At 70.5% G+C, this 22,924-nt stretch carries 20 protein-coding genes and 1 pseudogene; 7 read left to right on the forward strand and 14 right to left on the reverse strand.

Annotated features, from left to right (window positions below):
• Positions 1-97: 97 nt before the first annotated feature.
• The 4 genes from QE438_RS04580 to QE438_RS04595 form a co-directional block, all read right to left on the reverse strand.
• The gene (locus tag QE438_RS04580) at positions 98-1,198 is read right to left on the reverse strand and encodes a Glu/Leu/Phe/Val dehydrogenase dimerization domain-containing protein (protein WP_306992237.1); all 1,101 of its coding nucleotides are present in this window, start codon (positions 1,196-1,198) and stop codon (positions 98-100) included.
• Positions 1,199-1,401: 203 nt separating this feature from the next.
• Entirely contained in the window at positions 1,402-1,611 is a 210-nt protein-coding gene (locus tag QE438_RS04585; protein WP_130522435.1) for a hypothetical protein, read from the reverse strand.
• Positions 1,612-1,743: 132 nt separating this feature from the next.
• The gene (locus tag QE438_RS04590) at positions 1,744-2,235 is read right to left on the reverse strand and encodes a pyridoxamine 5'-phosphate oxidase family protein (RefSeq protein WP_306992234.1); all 492 of its coding nucleotides are present in this window, start codon (positions 2,233-2,235) and stop codon (positions 1,744-1,746) included.
• A gap of 46 nt (positions 2,236-2,281) precedes the next feature.
• On the reverse strand, positions 2,282-3,550 hold the full coding sequence (locus QE438_RS04595; RefSeq protein ID WP_306992231.1) for an MFS transporter: 1,269 nt from the start codon (positions 3,548-3,550) through the stop codon (positions 2,282-2,284).
• Between the two features lie 140 nt (positions 3,551-3,690).
• Between QE438_RS04595 and QE438_RS04600 the strand changes: the two genes are divergently transcribed.
• Positions 3,691-4,596, forward strand: coding sequence for a LysR substrate-binding domain-containing protein (locus QE438_RS04600; RefSeq protein WP_306992229.1), 906 nt, complete (start codon positions 3,691-3,693; stop codon positions 4,594-4,596).
• Positions 4,597-4,751: 155 nt separating this feature from the next.
• On the opposite strand, the gene QE438_RS04605 is transcribed toward QE438_RS04600, so the two are convergent.
• Complete coding sequence (locus QE438_RS04605) at positions 4,752-5,189, reverse strand: energy transducer TonB (protein WP_306992227.1); 438 nt, start codon at positions 5,187-5,189, stop codon at positions 4,752-4,754.
• Complete coding sequence (locus tag QE438_RS04610) at positions 5,186-5,533, reverse strand: 4a-hydroxytetrahydrobiopterin dehydratase (RefSeq protein ID WP_130518700.1); 348 nt, start codon at positions 5,531-5,533, stop codon at positions 5,186-5,188. Before QE438_RS04610 ends, QE438_RS04605 begins: the two co-directional genes overlap by 4 nt.
• Before the next feature lie 95 nt (positions 5,534-5,628).
• On the opposite strand from QE438_RS04610, the gene QE438_RS04615 reads away from it, so the two are divergent.
• Together QE438_RS04615 and QE438_RS04620 are read left to right on the forward strand one after the other, a co-directional pair.
• Positions 5,629-6,222, forward strand: coding sequence for an NfuA family Fe-S biogenesis protein (locus QE438_RS04615; protein ID WP_130518698.1), 594 nt, complete (start codon positions 5,629-5,631; stop codon positions 6,220-6,222).
• 14 nt (positions 6,223-6,236) lie between these two features.
• Positions 6,237-8,018: a transmembrane repetitive protein gene (locus QE438_RS04620; RefSeq protein ID WP_306992225.1), complete on the forward strand. Its 1,782-nt coding sequence runs from the start codon at positions 6,237-6,239 to the stop codon at positions 8,016-8,018.
• Between the two features lie 573 nt (positions 8,019-8,591).
• On the opposite strand, the gene QE438_RS04625 is transcribed toward QE438_RS04620, so the two are convergent.
• Positions 8,592-9,044: a cytochrome c gene (locus QE438_RS04625; RefSeq protein ID WP_130518693.1), complete on the reverse strand. Its 453-nt coding sequence runs from the start codon at positions 9,042-9,044 to the stop codon at positions 8,592-8,594.
• Between the two features lie 7 nt (positions 9,045-9,051).
• Complete coding sequence (locus QE438_RS04630) at positions 9,052-9,444, reverse strand: cytochrome c (protein WP_306992223.1); 393 nt, start codon at positions 9,442-9,444, stop codon at positions 9,052-9,054.
• A gap of 272 nt (positions 9,445-9,716) precedes the next feature.
• On the opposite strand from QE438_RS04630, the gene QE438_RS04635 reads away from it, so the two are divergent.
• The 3 genes and pseudogenes from QE438_RS04635 (at position 9,717) to QE438_RS04645 (ending at position 17,426) form a co-directional block, all read left to right on the forward strand.
• On the forward strand, positions 9,717-10,862 hold the full coding sequence (locus tag QE438_RS04635) for an efflux RND transporter periplasmic adaptor subunit (RefSeq protein ID WP_306992221.1): 1,146 nt from the start codon (positions 9,717-9,719) through the stop codon (positions 10,860-10,862).
• A gap of 10 nt (positions 10,863-10,872) precedes the next feature.
• Positions 10,873-14,277: pseudogene (locus QE438_RS04640) on the forward strand (efflux RND transporter permease subunit); the annotation flags it as partial.
• A gap of 68 nt (positions 14,278-14,345) precedes the next feature.
• A complete protein-coding gene (locus tag QE438_RS04645; RefSeq protein ID WP_306992219.1) occupies positions 14,346-17,426 on the forward strand; it encodes an efflux RND transporter permease subunit in 3,081 nt (1,026 codons plus the stop codon).
• A 37-nt stretch (positions 17,427-17,463) separates the two neighbouring features.
• On the opposite strand, the gene QE438_RS04650 is transcribed toward QE438_RS04645, so the two are convergent.
• The 6 genes from QE438_RS04650 to ykgO form a co-directional block, all read right to left on the reverse strand.
• Positions 17,464-18,696 carry a TraB/GumN family protein gene (locus QE438_RS04650; RefSeq protein WP_286577537.1) on the reverse strand — a complete coding sequence of 411 codons (1,233 nt, stop codon included), beginning with the start codon at positions 18,694-18,696 and terminating at the stop codon, positions 17,464-17,466.
• Between the two features lie 3 nt (positions 18,697-18,699).
• Complete coding sequence (locus QE438_RS04655) at positions 18,700-19,239, reverse strand: GNAT family N-acetyltransferase (RefSeq protein ID WP_306992217.1); 540 nt, start codon at positions 19,237-19,239, stop codon at positions 18,700-18,702.
• A 22-nt stretch (positions 19,240-19,261) separates the two neighbouring features.
• Positions 19,262-20,146 carry a carbon-nitrogen hydrolase gene (locus QE438_RS04660; protein ID WP_130531300.1) on the reverse strand — a complete coding sequence of 295 codons (885 nt, stop codon included), beginning with the start codon at positions 20,144-20,146 and terminating at the stop codon, positions 19,262-19,264.
• 110 nt (positions 20,147-20,256) lie between these two features.
• On the reverse strand, positions 20,257-21,288 hold the full coding sequence (locus tag QE438_RS04665) for an agmatine deiminase family protein (protein ID WP_306992215.1): 1,032 nt from the start codon (positions 21,286-21,288) through the stop codon (positions 20,257-20,259).
• A gap of 122 nt (positions 21,289-21,410) precedes the next feature.
• On the reverse strand, positions 21,411-21,737 hold the full coding sequence (locus QE438_RS04670; protein WP_130518676.1) for a hypothetical protein: 327 nt from the start codon (positions 21,735-21,737) through the stop codon (positions 21,411-21,413).
• A gap of 101 nt (positions 21,738-21,838) precedes the next feature.
• Positions 21,839-21,964 carry a type B 50S ribosomal protein L36 gene (gene ykgO, locus QE438_RS04675; protein WP_010342887.1) on the reverse strand — a complete coding sequence of 42 codons (126 nt, stop codon included), beginning with the start codon at positions 21,962-21,964 and terminating at the stop codon, positions 21,839-21,841.
• 177 nt (positions 21,965-22,141) lie between these two features.
• Here ykgO and cmk point away from each other — a divergent pair, with 177 nt between their 5' ends.
• The gene (gene cmk / locus QE438_RS04680) at positions 22,142-22,822 is read left to right on the forward strand and encodes a (d)CMP kinase (protein ID WP_130523030.1); all 681 of its coding nucleotides are present in this window, start codon (positions 22,142-22,144) and stop codon (positions 22,820-22,822) included.
• Positions 22,823-22,924: the final 102 nt, after the last annotated feature.

The following is a 22,924-nucleotide window of genomic DNA, read 5'->3' on the forward strand; positions in this document are numbered from 1 at the left end:
GGGCCCGACCGTCATGACCAGCTTCTAAGTGTCACGCAAAGCAGAACGGGCGCCTGATGGCGCCCGTTCTCGTTCTCGTTCTCGCCCCTGGTGCGGCTTAGTGGTCGCCGCGCAGCTGGCCCATGTAGCGCGGCGCGGTGCGGCCGAGTGGCAGCTTGAGCTTGCCGATCGAGGCGATGCGCGCCTCGGCGATGCGGTCGGCGGCGTACTGCGGGGCGATCCGCTCCTTCTCGGCCAGATCGAAGACGCGCCCGACGTTGTGATAGATGTTGCGCATCAGGCGCATGGCGCGCTCGCGGTTGTAGCCGTCGATCTCCAGCGAGACGTTCATCACCCCGCCGGCGTTGACCGCATAGTCGGGCGCGTACAGGATCCCGCGGCGCATCGCTTCCTCGCCGACCACGTGCGACATCTGGTTGTTGGCCGTGCCGCAGATGATCTTGGCGCGCAGGCGCGGCAGGGTCTCTTGGTTGATCGATCCCTCCAGCGCGCACGGCGAGAACACGTCGGCGGGAATGTCGTAGATCTCGTTGGGCGCCACCGCCTCGGCGCCGTATTCCTCGACCGCGCGCGCCACCAGCGCCGGATTGAGGTCGGTGACGAACAGCTTGGCGCCACGCTCCTTGAGCAGCTTCACGAACTCCATGCCGATATGCCCCAGGCCCTGCACGGCATAGCTGTACTTGCCGATCTCCTCGTTGCCGAACCGGCGGTTGAGCGCGGCCATCAGCCCCTGCAGCGCGCCGTAGGCGGTGAACGGCGCCGGGTCGCCCGAGCCGCGGTGCACCTGGTGCACGCCGACCACGTATTCGGTCTCGCGGTAGACATGCTCCATGTCGTTGACGTCGGTGCCCACGTCCTCGGCGGTGATGTAGCGCCCGCCCAGCGAATCGACATAGCGGCCGAACATGCGGAACAGCGCCTCGGCCTTGTCCTGGCTTGGGTCACCGATGATCACCGCCTTGCCGCCACCGACATTCAGGCCGGCCAGGGCGTTCTTGTAGGTCATCGTCCGGCTCAGCCGCAGCGCGTCGGTCAGCGCCGTCTCGGTGTCGGGGTAGGGACGCATGCGCACCCCGCCCAGCGCCGGACCCAGCACCGTGCTGTGGACGGCGATGATCGCCTTCAGCCCGATATCGGGGTTGTGGCAGAACACGACCTGTTCGTGGCCGGAGGTGTCGAGGGTTTCGAAAATCATGGGGAAGGGCTCCAATCCGCGCAGGCCAAGACTTCGACCAATCCTTGCGAAACGTATCCTAGACGATTGTTTTGTAAACCAAAAAAAGACGCCGCCCTGAGGCGGGCGGCGATGTTGCATTGCCACAGTTTACCCAGTCGCGTGCGGTGCGCACATGCGCCCCCTGAGCGCCGCCATGGCGCGCTGCGACTGGATCGGACCGGCTAGCGCGGCGCGGCGGCCGGCTTGGGATCGGTGTCGGCGTGGCTGACCTGCGCCGGACGCGGCTTGGCGGTCTCGCGCACGGGGCGCGGCGCATCCGGATCCAGCGTGCGGGTGATGGTGTGTTCTTCGCCATTGCTGATGGCGCGCGAAAGCGGGATACCGATGGCGAGCAGGACGACGGCGGCGAGCAGAGCGATCACGGCTTTCATGCGGATCTCCGGAGGCGGGCGGGCGGCTGGCGAAGCAGGACCGGCGCGGTCCTGGTTCAGCCGACTATCCGCCCGCCCCGGAGACGGGTCACGACGCGACGCAGCATCGGCCGCGGGGCGTTGCGCGGGTCATCAGGCCAGATTGACCTTGGCGACCTTGTCGGCGTAGTCGCGCTTGGGGTCGCGCCCCAGCAGCAGCTTCAGCCCGGCCAGCAGGCTGGAGCCGTTCTTCCAGATCTCGGCCTGGTCCGGATCCAGGCGCAGCAGGGCCAGCTTCGGATCGTCCTTGCCGCCTTCATACCAGGCGGCGATGAAGGGATTCCACAGGCGATCGACGACCGCGCGGTCGGTGTCCAGCACCAGCGTGCCGCGCACGCTGGCGAACAGGTCGTGGTCCTTGGCGGCGAAGGCGGCGATCGCGCGGTGGCCCGAGCCCAACTGCTGCACCATCGCATTGTCGATGGAGGTGAAGAACCAGATCGGGCCGCCTTCGTCGCCCTCGATCATCGCGGTCATCGGCCGGGTATGGCCGTCTTCGATGCCCTCCAGCCCCAGCATCACGGTGCGATCGGACTTGAGGGCCTTCCAGAAGGCGGCTTCGAGCTCTTGCGGCGAGGTGGACATGCGGATCTCCAGGAGGGGTGTGGCCCCAGCCTGCCGCGCGCGATGCTCATGCTTCGTGGTGAAGCGGCGGCGCGACGTTGACGTGCGCGCAACGTCCGGCCGCCGCCGCGTCGCGGTGCGCGCCGAGCCGGATCGCCAGCGCCAGCAACGAGGTCAGCACCGCCAGGCCCAGCACGCCCGGCCAGCCCAGGTGCTGCATCAGCACGCTGCCCAGGGCCGCACCGCTGGCCATGCCGATGAACATGCCGGTGAAGAACACCGCGTTGAGCCGGCTGCGCGCCCCAGGATCGATGCCGTAGACGATGGTCTGGTGAGAGACCAGCGTGGCCTGCACACCCAGGTCGAAGCCGATCGTGCCCACCACCAGCAGGGCCAGTTGGCCGTGCATCGGCAGCAGCGGCCCGGCCAGCATCAGCGCGAACGCGCCCGCCGCCAGCCCGGCGCCGAGGCGGGTGACCAGCCCCGGGCCGCGCCGGTCGGCGATGCGGCCGGCGATGGGTGCCATCAGCGCGCCCGCGGCGCCGGCCAGGCCGAACGCGCCGGCCACCGCGCTGCCCAGGTGGAAGGGCGCGTCCTGCAGCATCACCGCCAGCGTCGACCAGAACGCGCTGAAGCCGACCGCCAGGGTCGCCTGCGCCCAGGTGGCGCGGCGCAGCGCCGGGTGCGCGCGCCATAGCGGCACCAGGCTGGCCAGCAGCGCGCCATAGCCCACCGTGGTGGTCGGCTCGAAGCGCGGCACCCAGCGCGCCGAGGCCAGCCCGACCAGGACCATGCCCACGGCGGCGATGAGGTAGACCGCGCGCCAGCCCCAGACTCCCGCGATCAGCCCACTGCCCACGCGCGAAAGCAGGATGCCCAGCAGCAGGCCGGTCATGACCGTGCCGACGATGCGGCCACGGTGTTCGATCCGCGCCAGCGTGGCGGCGGCGGGCACGAAGTCCTGCGCCACCGTGGCGGTCAGGCCGATCGCCAGGCTCGCGCAGAGCAGGGTGGTCATGCCCGGCGCCAGGCCGCCGATGGCCAGCGCCATCGCCAGCAGGCCGCACTTGGCCAGGATCACCCGGCGGCGGTCGTAACGATCGCCCAGCGGCGCGCACAGCAGGATGCCCAGCGCATAGCCGAGCTGGTTGAGCGTGGGGACCAGGCCGGCCGTCTGGGCACTGGCATGCAGGTCGCCGGCCAGCACGCCGAGCATGGGCTGGCTGTAGTAGAGCGAGGCCACGCTCATGCCGGCGCCGATCGCCAGCAGCAGCACCAGCCGGCGCGGCAGGCCGGTGTGGCCTGGGGCTTCATGCGGATATTGAATGTGAGTCATGGCGTCGAGCGGCTGCACGGTGGGGTGCGCGGTATTCTCCGGGCCGCCCGGCGCGCGTGGTAGCCTGCGCGCCGACACAATGCCTATGCGTCGGGCGTATGCAAGAGCCGAATTCCACCGGAACCGACCGCCTCGAGCTGATGCAGACCTTCGTCCGCATCGTCGAGGCCGGCAGCCTGTCGGCCGCCGCCGCGCAGCTCGGCGCCAGCCAGCCCACCGTCAGCCGGCGGCTGCAGGCGCTCGAACGCCTGCTCGGGCTCAAGCTGCTGCGCCGTTCGACCCACGCCATGACGCTGACCGAAGACGGCGCGCGCTGCTACGACAAGGCCCGCGACCTGCTGCAGGACTGGCAGGCGCTGGAAGACGACCTGCGCGGCGCCGGCCAGGCCCCGCAGGGCCTGCTGCGCGTGGTGGTGCCGCACGCCTTCGGCCAGCGGCAGCTGATGGAACCGATGGCCGACTACCTGCGCCGCTATCCGCAGGTCTCGGTCGACTGGCTGCTGCACGAGCGCGAGCCGGACTTCGTCGCCGACAACATCGACTGCGCCATCCACGTCGGCACGGTGATGGATCCCTCGGTGGTGGCGGTGCAGATCGCCGAGGTGCCACGCATCGTGGTCGGCGCGCCGGAACTGCTGGAAGGGCGCGAGGCACCCGATGCGATCGAGACCCTGCGCGCGCTGCCTTGGCTGGCGATCAACCTGTTCTACCGCAACGACATCAGCCTGACCCACCGCCAGGACGGGCGGCAGTGCCATTTCCCGATCCGGCCCAGGCTGAGCACCGACAGCCTGCACGCGCTGCGCACCGCGGCGCTGGCCGGGCTGGGTGCGTGCATCGCCTCGGCCTGGCTGGTGGCCGAGGACGTCGCCGCGGGTCGGCTGCTGCACCTGGCCCCGGATTGGCGCGCCACGCCGCTGCCAGTGCACCTGGTCTATCCGCCGGCGCGGCACCAGCCGGCCAAGTTGCAGCGCTTCATCGAGCTGATGCGCCTGGCCGGGGCCAATATGACCGGAGTCGAGCCGCTGCGCGGCCGCGCGGGCTGAGTGCTGCTGAGAAGCTTCTATCGTCGTTCCCGCGAAGGCGGGAACCCAGCGACGCTCGCGCGGAGCGCTAAAAGGAGTAACGCGTTCCGGCGGCTACAGCGTCAACGCGGCTCGAAACCCGATTCACCCGGAACGCGATGCCGGGTGCCGGTCGCTCACTGCGCCGGGGTCTTGGCCTTCTCGTCCAGCGAGAAGCAGGCGTCCGGGCGCACCTGCGGGGCGGGGAAGTTCACCGGCACGTTGAGGGTCTGCGCCACCGGCTGGCCGCCGCGCGTGGCCGGCTTGAAGGTCCATTGCTTGACCGCGGCCACCGCCGCATCGTCCAGCGCCGCGTTGCCGCTGCCCTTGGCCACCACCACCTCGGTCGGCGTGCCGGCGGTGCCGACGGTGACCTTCAGCGTGGAGATGCCGCCGTGGCCGCTGCACGCGGCTTCCAGCGGGTACTGCGGCGGCGGGGTCTGCAGCGCGGTCAGCTCGGTGGCGGCCGGGGCGGCGGCCTCGGGCGCGGCCTGCTCGCCGCAGGCGGCGGCCAGCACGGCGAAACACGACAGCGCCAGCAGGCGCAGCGGACGGGAAACGGTGTGGGTGTTCATGCGTCGGGTTCCAGTGCCTGCGCCTTGGCGGCGCAGATGAAGTCGTTCTCGCTCAGGCCGCCCACGTCGTGGGTGGAGAAACGCACCACCACCCGGTCGTAGTGCACGCCCAGGTCCGGATGATGGTCCTCGGCGTGGGCGATGTAGGCCAGCGCGTTGACGAAGGCCAGCGTGCGGTAATAGTCGGGAAAGCGGAAGGTGCGCACCAGCGCCTTGTCCTGTTCGGCCAGCTCCCAGCCGGGCAGCTGCGGCAGCAGCTCGGCGATGCGCGCCTGGCTGAGGCGGTGCTCGCTGCCGCTGCGCGGCAGACAGTGCGCGGCGGCCAGGGGGACGAGGTCGGACATCGGGGGCTCCTGCAGGTGGCGCGGGGAACGTAGCATTCCCGCGCGTGACCATTCCGTTCTGACCGGTGCGCGGGCAGACCGCTAGAATACGCCGCATGATCCAGATCTCCGAGACCGCCCAGCACCATTTCCGCAAGCTGATCGAGCGCGAGGCCTCGCCCGGCCTGGGCGTGCGGCTCAGTGCGGTCGATCCGGGCACCCCGCGCGCCGACGCGCGGCTGGAGTTCGCCGAACCGCGCGAACTGGCCGGCGACGAGTGGGCCGTGGACTGCGAAGGCTTCACCCTGTACGTGGACGCGGCCAGCGTGCCGTGGCTGGACGATGCCGAGATCGACTTCGTCACCCAGGGCGCCGGCAGCCAGCTGACGATCAAGGCGCCGCACATCAAGGGCAAGGCGCCCGCCGAGGGCGCCTCGCTGGTCGAGCGCGTGCGCTGGGTGGTCGAGCACGAGGTCAACCCGCAGCTGGCCTCGCACGGCGGCCGCGTGGCGGTGGAGGAAGTGACGGGCGAGGGCGTGGTGTTCCTGCGCTTCGGCGGCGGCTGCCACGGCTGCGGCATGGCCGATGTCACCCTGAAGCAGGGCATCGAGAAGACCTTGTTGACGCGCGTGCCGGGCGTGACCGCGGTGCGTGACGCCACCGACCACGACAGCGGCCAGGCGCCGTACATGCCGCGCGACGCGGCCTGATCCGTCCGCATCCGGTGACGACTGCCACCGAGATCATCGCCGCCCTCCTGCAGCGCAGGCCGGCGCCCATTCTGGAAAAACGCACCGGCCTGCCGCACGGCTGGGGCATCTGGCTGCGCAACCGGCCGGCGCAGGCCGGCCAGCTGAGTCTGGCCCCGGTCGAGGCGCTGGTGGCCGCCGCGGCCGCGCGTCCGCGCACGGCGCCAGTGGCGCGGCCGATGAACCGCTGGCAGGCCGCGTGGTCGCTGCACTGGCAGCACGGCGAGGCGCCGCCGCGCGAGGAACGCTGGATCCGCTGGGTCGGGCGGCTGGGGAGCCTGCTGCTGCACCTGGCGTTCCTGGCGCTGCTGATCTTCGTCAGCCTGATGGCGCTGGCGCCCACGCCGACCGAGGAAGACGGCAGCCGCGTGCAGCTGACCTTCATCGGGCGCGGCACGCCGGGCGAGGGCGGTGGCTCGGGGCCGCAGCCGCCCACGCCTGGCGCGCAGCAGGCCGCCGCGGCCGCGCCGCGTGGCGCGAGCCGGCCCGCGCCTGCGGCGGCGACGCCCGAGGCCGCCGCGCCGGCCCCCGCGCAGCCCGCGCCGGCGCAGGCGGCCCCGTCTCCGCCCACGCCCACGCCGCCGCAGGTGGCCGAGCAGCCCACCCCGCCGCAGCCCGGAACCCCAGCGCCGCCGACGCCGCCGGTCGAACAGCCGCTGCAGGTGACCGAGACCGCGCAGCCGACCCAGCGCTTCGTCCTGCCGCCGACCACGCCGCCGCAGGTGCAGTTGCCCGCGCCCCAGGTGCAGTGGCAGCCGCCGGCCGCGCGCGTGCGCGAGGTGGAGACGGTGCAGACCCAGCAGCCGGTGGCCGTGCAACAGGTCGCCCCGCGCGCGGTCGACCTGCCGGCGCCGGCCGCGCCGCCCACGCAGGTGCGCCAGCGCGAGATCCCCAATCCCGAGCCGGTGCCCCAGGTGCAGGCGCCGGCGCTGCAGGCTCTGCGCAGCCCCGAGCCCGCGCCGGTGCAGCTGCCGGCCTCGACTCCGGCCCAGGCCCGCGTGCGCGAGATCCCGATGCCGGCGGCCCCCGCACCGGCCGCGCCGGCCCAGTCCGTCGCGGAGGCCGCATCCAGCGCGGCCAACGCCGGCAGCCCGCAGGCCCAGCAGGGCCAGGCCGAGCGCGCCAGCCGGGCGGCGGCCGAGACCGGCCAGCAAGCCTCCAACACGGCCACCAACAGCGGCGCGCCGCCGTCGCCGGCGCAGGGCGGCCAGACCGCCGGCAGTCAGGCCAGCAGCCCAGGCGCCGGCGCACGTGCCGCGGACGAGTGGGGCACGCCGGGCCAGAAGCGCGCCGACGACTGGGGCGCCTCGCGCAACGCGCAGGCCGGCAATCAGGGCGGCGCGGGGCAGGGCCTGCAGGGGCTGTTCAACGCAGACGGCAGCGTCAAGGTGCCGGATGCGTCAGGCAGCGGGCGCTCGGACCGCCCCGGCGCGCCGGGCTCGCGCCAGCAGGCCAAGATCGATGCGAACAACGCCGGCACCTGGCTGGACCGTCCGGCGTTCGGCTATGAGCCGACGATGTTCGACAAGTACTGGATGCCCGGCGGTACCCTGCTGCAGGACTGGGTCCGCGCCGGCATCCAGGACCTGGAGATCCCGATTCCCGGCACGTCCAAGCGCATCAAGTGCGTGGTGTCGATCCTGCAGGCCGGCGGCGCCTGCGGCGTCTACGACCCCAACCTCAACGATCACCCGGCCACGGCGCGGCCGCCGCCGGACATCCCGGTCAAGCGCAATCCGATTCCGGTGGGGAGTTGAGGGGCGGGGAGCCTAAAGGCGGTCGCTCTCACGAAAGATCTCGTCGCTCGAAGGTCCTGGTTCCCTCGTTCTCGGAGAACGACGATGGCGCCTTGCATCTGGGTTGATCGGGAACGCCCCGAACCCTCCCCCTCAATCGCTAGCCGCAATTTCGAGCTCCCCTGCGCTTCGCGCAAGGGAGGGGGCACCAGGTCGCGAGCTCTCGCACCGCGTGTCACGGAGCGGAGTTCCTTAGTCAAGCGCGCATGGCGCGTGGAACCACAGCGCCAAGCGCTTCTGCCCCCTCCCTTTCGCCGAAGGCGAAGGGGAGGGCTGGGGAGGGGTGCTGTTGCTTCTCGCTTCCGGTGAAGCGGACCGGCGCAAGCCATTATCCCGCGAGGCGAGCCACAGGTGGTTGGCGCTTTGGCGCGAAAGCCACTGGGTTCCCGCCTTCGCGGGAACGACGGTAGAAGGTTGGTCGGCTGCGTTTAGGCCAGAGGCCAGGCGATTTGAAAGCGGCTTGCGCCCGGCGTGACGCGGGCTGACGGCAAGCGTTCTGTGAGAAGCGGCTTAACCGGCTGGGCCGCCGAGCTCTCAATCCAACCCGTGCAAGTCCCGCAGCTCACCCTTGCGCGAGGAGAAGTAGGCGGCCAGGTTGGCAATGTCCTGATCGCTCAGGTCCTTGGCCTGCGGCGTCATCAGCGCGTGCTGGCGATCGCCGGCGCGATAGGCCTGCAGGGCGTGGGCCAGGTAGTCGGCGTACTGGCCGGCCAGATGCGGGTAGGTGGCCGCGATCGGCTTGTCGCCTTCGGCGCCATGGCAGTCGATGCAGCTCTGGCCGGTGGCCTTGCCCTTTTCCTGCGACTTCTTCTCGCCGGCGGCGATGTTGCCCGGCGGCAGGCCGGCCGAGGAGGCGCTGCCGTGCTCGCCGCTGGCATGGCCAGGATCGGCGGCGGCGGTGTCGGTGGACTCGAGCTTGGTGCAGGCGCCCAGCGCCAGGGCGGCGGCCAGGGCGAAGGTCAGACGCGTAGCGAAGGCGGTGCGCATGGTCGGCTTACTTCAGGCTGGACAGGTAGGCGGCCAGGTCGGCGATGTCCTGGTCGGAGAAGCTCTGGGCCTGGGCCTGCATCGTCGGATGCTTGCGCTTGCCCGCCTTGTACTCGGTCAGGGCCTGGGCCAGGTACTCGGCCGACTGCCCGCCGATGCGCGGCACGTGGTAATTGGGGTAGGCGTTCTTGTAGCCGATGACGCCGTGGCAGCCCTGGCAGGTATAGGACAGCTGCTTGCCGGCGGCGGCGTTGCCGCGCGGGGCGGCGACGGCGGCGGGTGCGGGAGTCGGGGCAGCGGCCGGAGCCGGGGCCGGGGCGTCCTGGCGGGCCTGGCCCGTGCCGGACACGCCGGCGTACAGCAGGGCAAAACAGGCGGCGAGCAACAACGATCGCGTCATGTCGTGTTCCGGGATTCGCGCGCGCCCCGTCCCATCCGCGGCGCTTGGCTTGCGGCGAGTATAGCCTGCCGTTCAGCGTCTCCGGCAAGCGCGCGACAGCGGAAAAAATGCCGCAGCGCAACAACTTACGCACGATTCGCGCGGCGCCGTGCTGCCGGCGCGCGTGCGGTGGGATGGGCGATCAAGGACACAGGTCACCATGACCTTCGGCGCATGGCGAGTTGTTGTTTTGGTGGTGTAGTTGCCTACAACACCAACAGCGACGCATCGCCATGTCCAAGTCCGCCCATGCCCGTCCCGCCACCGTCCTGGGCGCCGCCGCCCTCGCGCTGGCGCTGATCACCGCCTTGCCCGGCTGCGGCAGCGCGCAGGGCGCCGACCCCAAGGCCGCCGACGCCAAGGCCGACAAGAGCAAGGACAAGGACAAGGAAAAAGCGGCCGACGCGGTGCCGGTGGAAGCGGTCAAGGCCACCCATCGCGCCGTGGCCGCCAGCTACGCCGGCACCACCACGCTGGAGCCGCGCGCCGAGTCGCAGGTCATCGCCAAGACCTCCGGCGTGGCCCTGGCGGTGCTGGTCGAGGAGGGTCAGGAGGTCCGGGCGGGCCAGCCGCTGGTGCGTCTGGACGCCGATCGCGCGCGGCTGTCGGTGGCGCAGACCGAGGCGCAGATGCGCAAGCTGGAGAACAACTACCAGCGCGCCCTGAAGCTGGTCGACCAGCAGATGATCAGCGCCAACGACGTCGACCAGCTGCGCTACGACCTGGAGAACATGCGCGCGCAGAACCGCCTGGCGCGGCTGGAGCTGTCCTACACCACGGTGGTGGCGCCGATCTCCGGCGTGGTCGCCTCGCGCTCGATCAAGCCGGGCAACTTCGTGCAGATCAACACGCCGATCATCCGCCTGGTCGATCGCTCGCGGCTGGAGGCCACGCTCAACGTGCCCGAGCGCGAACTGGCCACACTGCGCGCCGGCCAGCCGGTGACCCTGCAGGCCGATGCGCTGCCGGGCAAGGCCTTCACCGGCAAGGTCGATCGCGTCGCGCCGGTGGTGGACGCCGGCAGCGGCACCTTCCGCGTGGTGTGCGCGTTTGAAGGCGGCACCCAGCTGCAGGCCGGCATGTTCGGCCGGCTGCGGATCGAATACGACCACCGTGCCGACGCGCTGGTGATCCCGCGCGCGGCGCTGCTGGACGATGGCGATCCGGCGGTCTATCTGGTGCGCGCCGGCAAGGCGGTGCGCACCGCGGTCGAGCCGGGTTATGTCGATGGCGCCTGGGTCGAGATCCGCAAGGGGCTCAAGGTGGGCGATGCGGTGGTGACCGCCGGCAAGGTCGCCCTGCGCGACGGCAGCGCGGTGACGGTGATCGAGGCGCCGCCGGCGCCGGCGACGCAGGTCGCGCTGGCCGGCAAGCGCTGAGGACGTCGCGATGCACACGGGGAATGGGGAGCACGCGCACGACGAGACCGGCGCCGGCGGCGGCCTGGTCGCCCTGGCGGTGCGGCGCCGGGTGACGGTGGCGATGGTGACGGTGACGCTGCTGCTGTTCGGCTTCATCGCGCTGCGCAGCCTGAAGGTCAACCTGCTGCCGGACCTGAGCTATCCGACGCTGACGGTGCGCACCGAATACACCGGCGCGGCGCCGGCCGAGATCGAGACGCTGCTGTCCGAGCCGGTCGAGGAATCGGTGGGCGTGGTCAAGAACCTGCGCCGGCTGACCTCGGTCTCGCGCACCGGGCAGAGCGATGTGGTGCTGCAGTTCGCCTGGGGCACCAACATGGACCAGGCCGGGCTGGAGGTGCGCGACAAGCTGGAGGCGCTGCAGCTGCCGCTGGAGGCCAGCGCGCCGGTGCTGCTGCGTTTCGATCCGTCCACCGAGCCGATCATGCGCCTGGCGCTGTCGGCCAAGGTGCCGGCCGATGACGCGCTGGCCGCGCAGCGGCAGCTGGTGGCGCTGCGTCGCTTCGCCGACGAGGACCTGAAGAAGAAGCTGGAGCCGGTCAGCGGCGTGGCCGCGGTCAAGGTCGGCGGCGGCCTGGAGGACGAGGTGCAGGTCGATATCGACCAGCAGAAGCTCGCCCAGCTGCACATGCCGCTGTCCACCGTGATCGAGCGGCTCAAGGCCGAGAACGTCAATCTGTCCGGCGGTCGCCTGGAGCAGGGCACGCAGCGCTATCTGGTGCGCACGGTCAATCAGTTCGGCAACGTGGAGGACATCGACGACCTGCTGCTGACCACGCGCAGCGGCGGCGACAACGCCGCGGCCAGCGCGGCCGCGCAGATGGCCGCCATCGCCGCCTCCAGCGGCTCGGCCGAAGTGCTCGCCGCCGCCGCCTCGGTGCAGAGCGCGTCCTCCTCCAGCAGCACCGCCGTCGCCGCCGGTATGCCGGTGCGGCTGCGCGATGTGGCGACCGTGCGCCAGGGCTACAAGGAACGCGAGGCGGTCATTCGCCTGGCCGGGCGCGAGGCGGTGGAACTGGCCATCTACAAGGAGGGCGACGCCAACACCGTGGCCACCGCCAAGGCGCTGTCGCAGCGGCTGGAGCGCCTGCGCGCGCAGCTGCCTGCCGATGTCTCCCTGGACACGCTGGACGACCAGTCGCGCTTCATCGAACACGCCATCGGCGAGGTCAAGCGCGACGCGGTGATCGGCGGCCTGCTGGCGATCCTGGTGATCTTCCTGTTCCTGCGCGATGGCTGGAGCACCTTCGTGATCGGCCTGTCGCTGCCGGTGTCGATCGTGGCCACGTTCTTCTTCATGGACCGGCTGGGGCTGAGCCTCAACGTGATGTCGCTGGGCGGCCTGGCGCTGGCCACCGGCCTGGTGGTGGACGACTCGATCGTGGTGCTGGAGAGCATCGCCAAGGCGCGCGAGCGGGGCTTGGGGATCGTGCAGGCGGCGATCGCCGGCACGCGCGAGGTGAGCATGGCGGTGGTCGCCTCGACGCTGACCACGATCGCGGTGTTCCTGCCGCTGGTGTTCGTCGACGGCATCGCCGGCCAGCTGTTCCGAGATCAGGCGCTGACCGTGGCGATCGCGATCGCGATCTCGCTGGTGGTGGCGATGACGCTGATCCCGATGCTGAGCTCGCTGCGCGGGCGCGCACCGCTGGGCTTCGCCACCGAGGCGCCGCATCCGCGCTGGCAGCCGGAGTCGCGCTGGCAGAAGCCGTTCGCGCTGGGTGGGCGCGGCATCGGCGCGGCGGTGCGCGGTGCGGTGTTCGGGCTGGCCTGGCTGGTGGTCAGGCTGGGGCGGGGCGCGGTGTTCCTGGTCGCACCGCTGATGCGCGGGCTGAGCACGGTGGCGATGAAGCCCTACGGCTGGCTGGAGCGCGGCTACCTGCGCCTGCTGCCGGCCGCGCTGGCCCGCCCGTGGCGCGTGCTGGGCCTGGCCGCGCTTGCGCTGGCCGGCACCGCGGCGCTGGTGCCGACCCTGGGCACCGACCTGATCCCGCAGCTGGCGCAGGACCGCTTCGAGATGACGGTCAAGCTGCCGCCGGGCACGCCGCTGCGCGACACCGACGCGGTGCTGCGCACGCTGCAGGAACAGCACGTCAAGGACGCCGGCGTGGCGGCCATCTTCGGCGTCAGCGGCAGCGGCACGCGGCTGGATGCCAACCCGACCGAGAGCGGCGAGAACATCGGCAAGCTGACCGTGGTCATGGCCGATGGCGGCACTCCGCAGATCGAGGCGCGCGAGACCGAGGCGCTGCGCGCCTCGATGCAGGCCTGGCCCGGCGCGCAGGTCGATTTCGCACGGCCAGCGTTGTTCAGCCTGTCCACGCCGCTGGAAGTGGAGCTGCGCGGCCAGGACCTGGCCACGCTGGAGGTCGCCGGCCAGCGCCTGGCCCAGCTGCTGCGCGGCAATGCGCACTACACCGATGTGCGCTCGACGGTGGAGCAGGGCTTCCCCGAGATCCAGATCCGCTTCGACCAGGAGCGCGCCGGCGCGCTGGGCCTGACCACGCGCCAGGTCGCCGATGCGGTGGTGCAGAAGGTGCGCGGCGAGGTGGCCACGCGCTACAGCTTCCGCGATCGCAAGATCGACGTGCTGGTGCGCGCCCAGGCGTCGGACCGCGCCTCGGTCGAGGATGTGCGCCGGCTGATCGTCAATCCCTCCAGCAGCCGGCCGGTCACCCTGGACGCGGTGGCCGACGTCATCGCCACCACCGGCCCCAGCGAGATCCATCGCGCCGACCAGGGCCGCGTGGCGATCGTCTCGGCCGGCCTGAAGGACATCGACCTGGGCGGTGCGGTGCGCGAGGTGCAGGCGCTGGCCGCCGCGCATCCGCTGGGCGCCGGCGTGTCGATGCATATCGGCGGGCAGGGCGAGGAGCTGGGCGATTCGGTGCGCTCGCTGCTGTTCGCCTTCGGGCTGGCGGTGTTCCTGGTGTATCTGGTGATGGCCTCGCAGTTCGAGTCGCTGCTGCATCCCTTCGTCATCCTGTTCACCATCCCGCTGGCGCTGGTCGGCGCGGTGCTGGCGCTGAAGCTGAGCGGCTCGCCGGTGTCGGTGGTGGTGTTCATCGGCCTGATCCTGCTGGTCGGCCTGGTGACCAAGAATGCGATCATCCTGATCGACTCAGTCAACCAGTTGCGCGCGGCCGGCATGGGCAAGCGGCGGGCGCTGGTAGAAGGCGCGCGCTCGCGCCTGCGGCCGATCGTGATGACCACCCTGTGCACGCTGCTGGGCTTCCTGCCGCTGGCGCTGGCCTCCGGCGAAGGCGCCGAGGTGCGCGCGCCGATGGCGATCACCGTGATCGGCGGCCTGCTGGTGTCCACGCTGCTGACGCTGCTGGTGATCCCGGTCGTCTACGACCTGCTGGACCGGCGCGGCGCGGTGCGCACGGTGGTCCCTGAGCCGGAAAGCAATGACGACGGCATTGCGCGCGGAGCCACCGCATGAGCATCGCTGCGCTGAGCATCCGCCGGCCGGTGACCACGGTGATGTGCTTCGTCTCGCTGCTGGTGATCGGCGCGATCGCGGCGGTGCGGCTGCCGCTGGAGGCCTTCCCGGACATCTCCGCGCCGTTCCTGTTCGTGCAGCTGCCGTATCCTGGCTCCACGCCGGAAGAGGTCGAACGCAACATCCTGCGCCCGGCCGAGGAGGCGCTGGCGATCATGCCGGGCATCAAGCGTCTGCGCGGCACCGCCACCGCCGATGCGGCCAGCCTCTTCATCGAGTTCAGCGACTGGGACCGCGACATCGCCATCGCCGCCTCCGACGCGCGCGTGCGCTTGGACGCGATCCGCAGCGACCTGCCGGACGATCTGAAGCGCTACTCGGTGTTCAAGTGGTCCAGCAGCGACCAGCCGATCCTGCGCGTGCGCCTGGCCGGGGATCGCGACATGACCGCCTCGTACGACATGATCGAGCGCGAGTTCAAGCGCCGGCTGGAGCGCATCCCCGGCGTGGCGCGCGTGGAGATCTCCGGCGCGGCGCCCAACGAGGTGGAGGTGGCGATCGCGCCGGATCGCCTGAGCGCGCACGGCCTCAATCTCAACGACCTGACCACGCGCCTGCAGGCGGCCAACTTCTCGATCTCCGCCGGCCAGATCGACGACCACGGCCAGCGCCTGCGCGTGCAGCCGATGGGCGAGGTCGCCGACCTGCAGCAGCTGCGCGAACTGGTGATCGCCGACAGCGGCCTGCGCCTGGGCGACATCGCCAGCGTGCAGCTCAAGCCCTCGCGCATGGACTACGGCCGCCGCCTGGACGGCAAGCCGGCCGTGGGCATGGACATCTACAAGGAGCGCAGCGCCAACCTGGTGCAGGTCTCGCGCGACGCGCTGGCCGAGGTGGAGGCGATCCGTGCCCAGCCCGAGCTGTCCGACGTGCAGATCAAGGTGATGGAGAACCAGGGCGAGAACGTCACTTCCTCGCTGCTGGAACTGGCCGAGGCCGGCGCGATCGGCCTGCTGCTGTCCATCGCCGTGCTGTTCTTCTTCCTGCGCCACTGGCCGTCCACGCTGATGGTGACCCTGGCCATCCCGATCTGCTTCGTGATGACCCTGGGCTTCATGTACTTCGCCGGGGTCACGCTCAACATCCTGACGATGATGGGCCTGCTGTTGGCGGTCGGCATGCTGGTCGACAACGCCGTGGTGGTGGTGGAGAGCATCTTCCAGGAGCGCGAGAAGATGCCGGGCGAACCGGTCAAGGCCGCACTGCTCGGGACCAGGCACGTGGCCATCGCCCTGTCGGCCGGCACGCTGTGCCATTGCATCGTGTTCGTGCCCAACCTGTTCGGTGAGACCAACCAGATCAGCATCTTCATGGCGCAGATCGCGGTGACCATCTCGGTCTCGCTGCTGGCCTCCTGGCTGGTGGCGATCAGCCTGATCCCGATGCTGTCAGCGCGGATGAAGACCCCGCCGCTGCTGCGCTCCGAGCGCGGCCTGATCCCGTGGCTGCAGCGCCGCTATGCGCGCCTGCTGCGCTGGACGCTGGAGCACCGCGGCTGGAGCGTGCTGGGCATCGTGCTGATCGTGGCCGCCAGCCTGGTGCCGATGAAGCTGACCGAGATGGACATGTTCGGTGGCGGGCAGGCCGGCGAGACCTCGGTGCTGTACCAGTTCCGCGGCTCCTACACGCGCGATCAGATGTCGGCCGAAGTGGCGCGCGCCGAGCAGTACCTGGAAAGCCAGCGCAAGGCCTTGGGCATCACCCAGATCTATTCGTGGTTCAGCGAGAGCGAAGGCGCCTCCAGCTCGGTCAAGTTCGACACCACCGATCCGGACGAGACCAAGCGCCGGGTCGAGCTGCTGCGCAAGGGCATGCCCAAGTCGGCGCGCGCCGAGATCGTGATGGGCAGCGGCAACGGCAACGGCGGCGGCAACAAGAACGGCGTGCAGGTGCAGCTGACCGGCGACTCGACCGCCGTGCTGCAGGAGATCGCCCGCGATGTGCTGCCGGCGCTGGCCAGCCGCCCCGAGTTGCGCGATGTGCGCATCGACGCGGGCGACCAGAGCAGCGAGCTGAAGGTGCACGTGGATCGCGAACGCGCCGCCGCGTTCGGCTTCTCGGCCCAGGACGTGGCGAGCTTCGTCAACATCGCCCTGCGCGGCGGCAAGCTGCGCGAGCTGCGCCGCGGCGATACCGAGGTGCCGGTGACCCTGCGCTTCGCCGGCGCCGAGCAGTCGACCATCGCCGACCTGGAGGGCTTCATGGTGCGCGCCAAGGACGGGCGCAGCGTGCCGCTGATGTCGATGGTCAGCATCGACATGGCGCCGTCGGCCTCGCAGATCTCGCGCAGCAACCGCCAGACCACGCTGGCCATCACCGCCAACCTGGCCGAGCAGGTCACCGCACCCAAGGGCCGCGAGGCGATGGAGGCGGTGCTCAAGTCGATGTCCTTCCCGGCCGGCTACCACTACACCTTCGACGGCGGTGATTACCAGGACGACGGCGAGGCCATGCAGCAGATGCTGTTCAACATGGTCATCGCGCTGCTGATGATCTACCTGGTGATGGCGGCGGTGTTCGAGTCGCTGCTGTTCCCGGCGGCGATCATGTCCGGCGTGGTGTTCTCGATCTTCGGCGTGTTCTGGCTGTTTTGGCTCACCGGCACCGCCTTCGGTGTGATGTCCTTCATCGGCATCCTGGTGCTGATGGGCGTGGTGGTGAACAACGGCATCGTGATGATCGAGCACATCAACACGCTGCGCCGCGGTGGCCTGAGCCGCACCGACGCGCTGGTGGAAGGCAGCCGCGAGCGCCTGCGCCCGATCATGATGACCATGGGCACGGCGATCCTGGCGATGGTGCCCATCGCCATGGGCGGCACGCAGATGGGCGGCGACGGCCCGCCGTACTTCCCGATGGCCCGCGCCATCGCCGGCGGCCTGGCGTTCTCGACCGTGGTCAGCCTGCTGTTTCTGCCGACGATCTACGCGATCCTGGACGACCTGCGTGCCGGCATGGGCCGGCTGGTGCGCCGCGCACGCGGCGTGCCGCAGGAGACGGCGATCGGCACGGCCTGAGTGCCGTGCCGGTCGGCGTCCGTCGCCGGGCCGCGCCTCAACCCAGCAGCTTGCGCGCCACCAGCACGCCGGTGATCCAGAAGCCGGCCATGCTGCCCAGATTGGTCAGCATGAAGGTCAGCACCACGCGGCAGACGCGGTTGCGGTACCAGCCCTTGAGCGTCTGCGCATCGTCGCGCAGCGCCAGGAAGTCGCCATAGGCCGGCTTGCGCAGGTGCACCTCGACCAGCGCGCTGAAGGCGCCGGCCGGCAGGCCGGGGCGAAACGGCTTGAGCGGCGCGGCCACGATCGCCGCCAGAATGCTCAGCGGATGGCCGGCCGCGGCCAGGCAGCCCAGGCCGGCCAGGCCGCCGGTCAGCAGCAGCCACTGCACCAGCAGCGTGCTGCCGACCTTCAGCCCGCCGCTGTAGAAGCCCCAGACGATGCCGCCCAGCACCAGCACGCTCAGCAGCATCATGATCCAGGGCAGCTTGCGCTTGGGCTGGACGAATTCCAGTTCGCTGCGCACCACGGCCGGGTCGGCCTGGTCCTCGGCCAGATGCCTGGCCAGGCCCTGCAGATGGCCGGCGCCGACCACGGCCAGCACTTCGCGCGCGCCGCCGGCCTGTTCGCGCAGGCTGGCGGCCATGTAGCGGTCGCGCTCGGCGATCACCGCCTCGTACAGGGCCGGACTCTCCTTGGCGAACTCGCCGAAGCTGGCCTCGAGCATATCGCCCTGCTTGAGCTGTTCGATCTCCGCTTCGCCCACCTCGTCGGAGGCGAACAGGCCGCCGAGCAGGCCGGCGCCCAGCTTGAGCTTGCCGAACAGGCCCAGCTTGGCCGAGGCACGCTTGAAGGTCAGGCCGACCTCGCGATCGATCAGGTGCACGGCCAGCCCGCGCGCGCGGGCCACGTCCACCGCGCGCTTGAGCTCGGCGCCGGGTTCGATGCCCAATTGCTCGGCCAGGCGCCGCTGATAGGCGGCCAACGCCAGGTTGGCGGCGAACAGCGCCACGCGGCCCTTGCGGATCACCTGCACCAGGTCCAGCTTGGCCAGCGCGTCCGGATCGCTCAGGGCCTGCAGGCGCTGGGCGTCCAGTTCGACGGCCACCGCGTCGTAGGCGCCGCTGTCGATGGCCTGCTGCACGGCCTCCACGCTGGCCTTGGACACGTGCGCGGTGCCCAGCAGCGTGTAGCGCACGCCATCGCGTTGCACCACGCGCTGCGGCTGTTCGGCCGCCTCCTCGTGCGCAGGCGTGGCGGGCAGGGCGGTGGAATCGGAATCGGTCATGGATTACTCGTCGAAAGGAGCGCCAGCAGTGCCTTCACCCAGCGCGCGCTGCATCTGAAGCAGGTCGAGCCAGCGGCCGTGCTTGCGGCCGATGCCCTGGAAGACGCCCACGGTGCGGAAGCCGGCGCGCTGGTGCAAGCGCACCGAGGCGGCGTTGGCCGAGTCGCCGATCACCGCGATCATTTGGCGGAAGCCGCGCGCGGTGCAGGCCTCGATCAGCGCCTGCAGCAACGCGCTGCCGATGCGCCGGCCGTGGAAGGCCGCATCCACGTAGACCGTGTTCTCCACGGTGAAGCGGTAGGCACTGCGGGCGCGGTAGCTGCCGGCGTAGGTGTAGCCGGCGAGCCGTCCGTCGCACTCGGCCACCAGATACGGATAGCCCTGATCCAGCAGCGCCTGCATGCGGCGCCGCATCTCGTCGACGTCCGGCGGGTCGTATTCGTAGGTGGCCACGCCGCCGTCGACCTGCGCGGCGTAGATCGCCGTGATCGCCGGCATGTCCTCGACGCGCACGGGTCGGATGCGCGGCAGCGCGGCGTTCATGCGGACGGCGCGCGATGGGCCATCAATCGATGTAACGGCGGGTCAGGTCGCCGTAGGCGTCGATGCGGCGATCGCGCAGGAACGGCCAGATGCGGCGCACGTGCTCGCTGCGCTGCAGGTCGACCTCGACGCTGAGGATCTCCGCCTCGCCGCCGGCTTCGGCCAGGAACTCGCCCTGCGGCCCCAGCACATGGCTATTGCCCCAGAAGTCGATCCCCGAGGCGCCCAGCGGCGAGGCCTCGTGGCCGACGCGGTTGCAGCTGAGCACCGGCAGGCCATTGGCCACGGCGTGGCCGCGATGGCTCAGCACCCAGGCGTCGCGCTGGCGGGTCTTCTCGTCCTGCGCATCGTCAGGATCCCAGCCGATGGCGGTGGGGTAGAGCAGCAGGTCGGCACCGGCCAGCGCCATCAGCCGCGCGCCTTCCGGATACCACTGGTCCCAGCACACCAGCACGCCCAGGCGGCCGACCGAGGTGTCGATCGGCTTGAAACCCAGATCGCCCGGGGTGAAGTAGAACTTCTCGTAGAAGCCCGGGTCGTCAGGAATATGCATCTTGCGGTACTTGCCCGCCGTGCTGCCGTCTGCGTCGAACACGACCGCGGTGTTGTGGTACAGCCCGGCGGCGCGCCGTTCGAACAGCGAGCTCACCAGCACCACCTTGTGCTGTTTGGCCAGCTCGGCCAGGCGCGCGGTGCTCGGGCCCGGGATCGGCTCGGCCAGGTCGAACTCGTGCACCGACTCGTGCTGGCAGAAATAGGCGCCGTTATGCAGCTCCTGCAGCAGCACCAGTTTGGCGCCGCGCTTGGCGGCCTCGGCCACGCGCTGCTCGATCACCGTCAGATTGGCATCGGCGTCGCCGTGGTTCTTTTCCTGGATCAGGGCAACGGGCAGGGTGCGACGGGTCATGGCGGCAGTGCGACAGCAGGGGAGAAGGGATGGTAACGCGGATGTGTGGGACGCCCTGCGTCCGCGCAAGGCCGCTCACGCGGCCGGGCGCGATGCCGCACGGCGCGGGTTCACGCGGCCAGCAGGCCTTCGGGCAGCTGCATGGTCACGCAGTGCAGGCTGCCGTTCTGCCAGATCAGCGGCCGGCAGGGGATCTGCACGATCTCCCGGCCGGGATAGGCCTTGGCCAGCACCTCGGCGGCCGGGCCATCGGCCGGATCGCCGTAGGCGGGCATCAGCACCGCGCCGTTGAGGATCAGGTAATTGGCGTAGCTGGCGGCCAGGCGACGGCCGTCGTCCAGGATCGGCTGCGCCCACGGCAGCGGATACAGCGTGTAGGGCGCGCCATCGGGCGTGCGCAGCGCGGCCAGCTCATCGCCCATCGCGGTCAGCTCGGCGTGGTGCGCGTCGCCGGCGTCGTCGCAGGCCTGGTAGACGATGGCATCGCCCGGCGCGAAGCGGGCCAGGGTATCGATGTGGGCATCGGTGTCGTCGCCTTCCAGATAGCCATGGTCCAGCCACAGCACGCGCTGCTGCTGCAACGAGGTCTTCAGCGTCTCGGTGATCTGCGCGCGCGTGGCATCAGGATGGCGCTCGTGCAGGCAGCGCCAGGTGGTCAGCAGGGTGCCGGCGCCATCGGTCTCGATGCCGCCGCCCTCCAGCGCGAAGTCCACGCGCTGCACATAGGCATCGCGGAACACGCCGGCCCCGGCCAGCGTGCCGACCAGCAGGTCGTCCAGCGAAGCCTCGTACTTGCCGCCCCACCCGGTGAAGCGGAAGTCCATCAGCCTGAAGCCCTCGGCGCTGCGCAGGCTGATCGGGCCGGAATCCCTCAGCCAGGTGTCGTCGTACGGCGCCTCGACGAAGCGCACGCGGTCCATGTCCACGCGCGCCGAGCGCAGGCGCGCCTCGGCGTAGACCTGCAGGTCGGCGTCGGCCACGCAGATCACCACCGGCTCGAAGCGGGTGATGCCCGCCACCAGGGCGATATAGGTCTCTTCGACCGATTCCAGACGCGCGGCCCAGTCGGTGCCGGCATGCGGCCACGCGATGAGGATCGCGGATTGGGGTTCCCACTCCGCGGGGAAACGGACATTGGTCATCGGGTTTTCCATCAGCTGCGCCGGGATCGCACACCGGCAGGTCTTGCTTGATTATGCGGTGCTCGCGTCGGGGCGATGACCGCAAGCCGGCCTGCGCATCGCAGGCCGCGCGTAAACTGGCTTCAGCGGATCGGCGGCTTGGGGCCGATCTCGCCGGGGCTGGCCTTGTTGGTCACCACGTCGATCACCTTGTTCTTCTCGAAGTACACGGTGAAGTTGGGGTAGACCCAGCGGTTGATCGTCGGCCACTGGCGCTTCTGCCCGCCGCGCGGGTCCAGGCGCTGCTGCGGCGCGCCGAACCTGGCTTCCACCTGGCTGGTGGTCAGCCCGCGCACGGGCAGGTTGGAGGCCGGATCGCGCGCCCGGTCGACCAGTAGGGTCTCCGCGCCGGACGGGCCGGCCAGCGCAGCCAGGGCAATCAGGGACAGCAGGCGCATGCGAGGCTTCATCACGAGGTTCCCCCAGGTAAGGTCGTCTTTATAGCAGAGCGACCGCAACAAAAAACCGCCCGGCGAAGGGCGGTTTCCGGTGCACCGTACAGCGCTGGAACTCAGCGCTGGCGGGCCTTGAAGCGCGGGTTGGACTTGCAGATCACGAAGACCTTGCCACGACGGCGGACCACCTTGCAGTCGCGGTGACGGGCCTTCGCCGACTTCAGGGAGGACAGGACCTTCATGACGTAAAACCTCGGCGTGGAATGGGATGGAACCTACTAAGCCCGCCATTCTAGCCTGGCTTTCCGAGACGATTCAAGCAGTTGGCCGGAAATTTCTTCGGATCCGGTCCGGAGGGTGCCGGCGAGGAGGCGCGCGTCGGCGATAATGCGGCGTTTCCCCTGCCGAGCCGCCCCATGATGACAGCCTCCGTTCCCGTTCTCACCATCGATGGTCCGTCCGGGGCGGGCAAGGGCACGGTCAGCCGCCTGGCCGCGACCCGGCTGGGCTGGCACTACCTGGATTCGGGCGCGCTGTACCGGGCGGTCGGCGTGGCGGCCAGCTGGGCCGACCTGGACCTGTCCGACGCCGCCGCCCTGGTGCGCTGCACCTTCGACACCCACGTCAGCTTCCGCGACCAGGACGGCGCCGAGATGCGGGTGCTGGTCAACGGCGTGGACGCCACCGACGAGCTGCGCCTGGAGACCACCGGCACGGTGGCCTCGGCGATCGCCGCGATCCCCGAGGTGCGCTCGGCGCTGAAGGAGCGCCAGCGGGCGTTCCGCACCGCGCCCGGGCTGGTCGCCGACGGCCGCGACATGGGCACGGTCATCTTCCCGGACGCCCCCTACAAGGTGTTCCTGACCGCCAGCGCCGAGGAGCGGGCCGAGCGCCGCTATAAGCAGTTGAAAGACAAGGGAGTTTCAGTCACAATCGACGGTCTGCTGCGCGAGATCCTCGCGCGCGACGCCCGCGATGCCCAGCGCACGGTGGCGCCGCTGCGGCCGGCGCAAGACGCCGTCCTCATCGACACCACCGGCCTGGACATCGAGACCGTCGTGACGCGGGTGCTGGCCCTGGTGCCATCGCCCGCGGCCTGAGTCGATCGCGGCAGACATCAACCCCACCTCGTCCATGTCGGCCGGGGTGGTCATCCAACCAACCAACACACGGCAGCCGACCTTGGTGCCGCAACGGGTGGA

The sequence above is a fragment of the Pseudoxanthomonas sp. SORGH_AS_0997 genome, from assembly GCF_031453535.1.
Lineage (GTDB): Bacteria > Pseudomonadota > Gammaproteobacteria > Xanthomonadales > Xanthomonadaceae > Pseudoxanthomonas_A > Pseudoxanthomonas_A winnipegensis.

Coding starts and splice junctions, on each gene's coding strand:
- QE438_RS04580 (WP_306992237.1), bottom strand. CDS start 1,198: ATGATTTTCGAAACCCTCGACACCTCCGGCCACGAACAGGTCGTGTTC.
- QE438_RS04585 (WP_130522435.1), bottom strand. CDS start 1,611: ATGAAAGCCGTGATCGCTCTGCTCGCCGCCGTCGTCCTGCTCGCCATC.
- QE438_RS04590 (WP_306992234.1), bottom strand. CDS start 2,235: ATGTCCACCTCGCCGCAAGAGCTCGAAGCCGCCTTCTGGAAGGCCCTC.
- QE438_RS04595 (WP_306992231.1), bottom strand. CDS start 3,550: ATGACTCACATTCAATATCCGCATGAAGCCCCAGGCCACACCGGCCTG.
- QE438_RS04600 (WP_306992229.1), top strand. CDS start 3,691: ATGCAGACCTTCGTCCGCATCGTCGAGGCCGGCAGCCTGTCGGCCGCC.
- QE438_RS04605 (WP_306992227.1), bottom strand. CDS start 5,189: ATGAACACCCACACCGTTTCCCGTCCGCTGCGCCTGCTGGCGCTGTCG.
- QE438_RS04610 (WP_130518700.1), bottom strand. CDS start 5,533: ATGTCCGACCTCGTCCCCCTGGCCGCCGCGCACTGTCTGCCGCGCAGC.
- QE438_RS04615 (WP_130518698.1), top strand. CDS start 5,629: ATGATCCAGATCTCCGAGACCGCCCAGCACCATTTCCGCAAGCTGATC.
- QE438_RS04625 (WP_130518693.1), bottom strand. CDS start 9,044: ATGCGCACCGCCTTCGCTACGCGTCTGACCTTCGCCCTGGCCGCCGCC.
- QE438_RS04630 (WP_306992223.1), bottom strand. CDS start 9,444: ATGACGCGATCGTTGTTGCTCGCCGCCTGTTTTGCCCTGCTGTACGCC.
- QE438_RS04635 (WP_306992221.1), top strand. CDS start 9,717: ATGTCCAAGTCCGCCCATGCCCGTCCCGCCACCGTCCTGGGCGCCGCC.
- QE438_RS04645 (WP_306992219.1), top strand. CDS start 14,346: ATGAGCATCGCTGCGCTGAGCATCCGCCGGCCGGTGACCACGGTGATG.
- QE438_RS04650 (WP_286577537.1), bottom strand. CDS start 18,696: ATGACCGATTCCGATTCCACCGCCCTGCCCGCCACGCCTGCGCACGAG.
- QE438_RS04655 (WP_306992217.1), bottom strand. CDS start 19,239: ATGAACGCCGCGCTGCCGCGCATCCGACCCGTGCGCGTCGAGGACATG.
- QE438_RS04660 (WP_130531300.1), bottom strand. CDS start 20,146: ATGACCCGTCGCACCCTGCCCGTTGCCCTGATCCAGGAAAAGAACCAC.
- QE438_RS04665 (WP_306992215.1), bottom strand. CDS start 21,288: ATGACCAATGTCCGTTTCCCCGCGGAGTGGGAACCCCAATCCGCGATC.
- QE438_RS04670 (WP_130518676.1), bottom strand. CDS start 21,737: ATGAAGCCTCGCATGCGCCTGCTGTCCCTGATTGCCCTGGCTGCGCTG.
- ykgO (WP_010342887.1), bottom strand. CDS start 21,964: ATGAAGGTCCTGTCCTCCCTGAAGTCGGCGAAGGCCCGTCACCGCGAC.
- cmk (WP_130523030.1), top strand. CDS start 22,142: ATGACAGCCTCCGTTCCCGTTCTCACCATCGATGGTCCGTCCGGGGCG.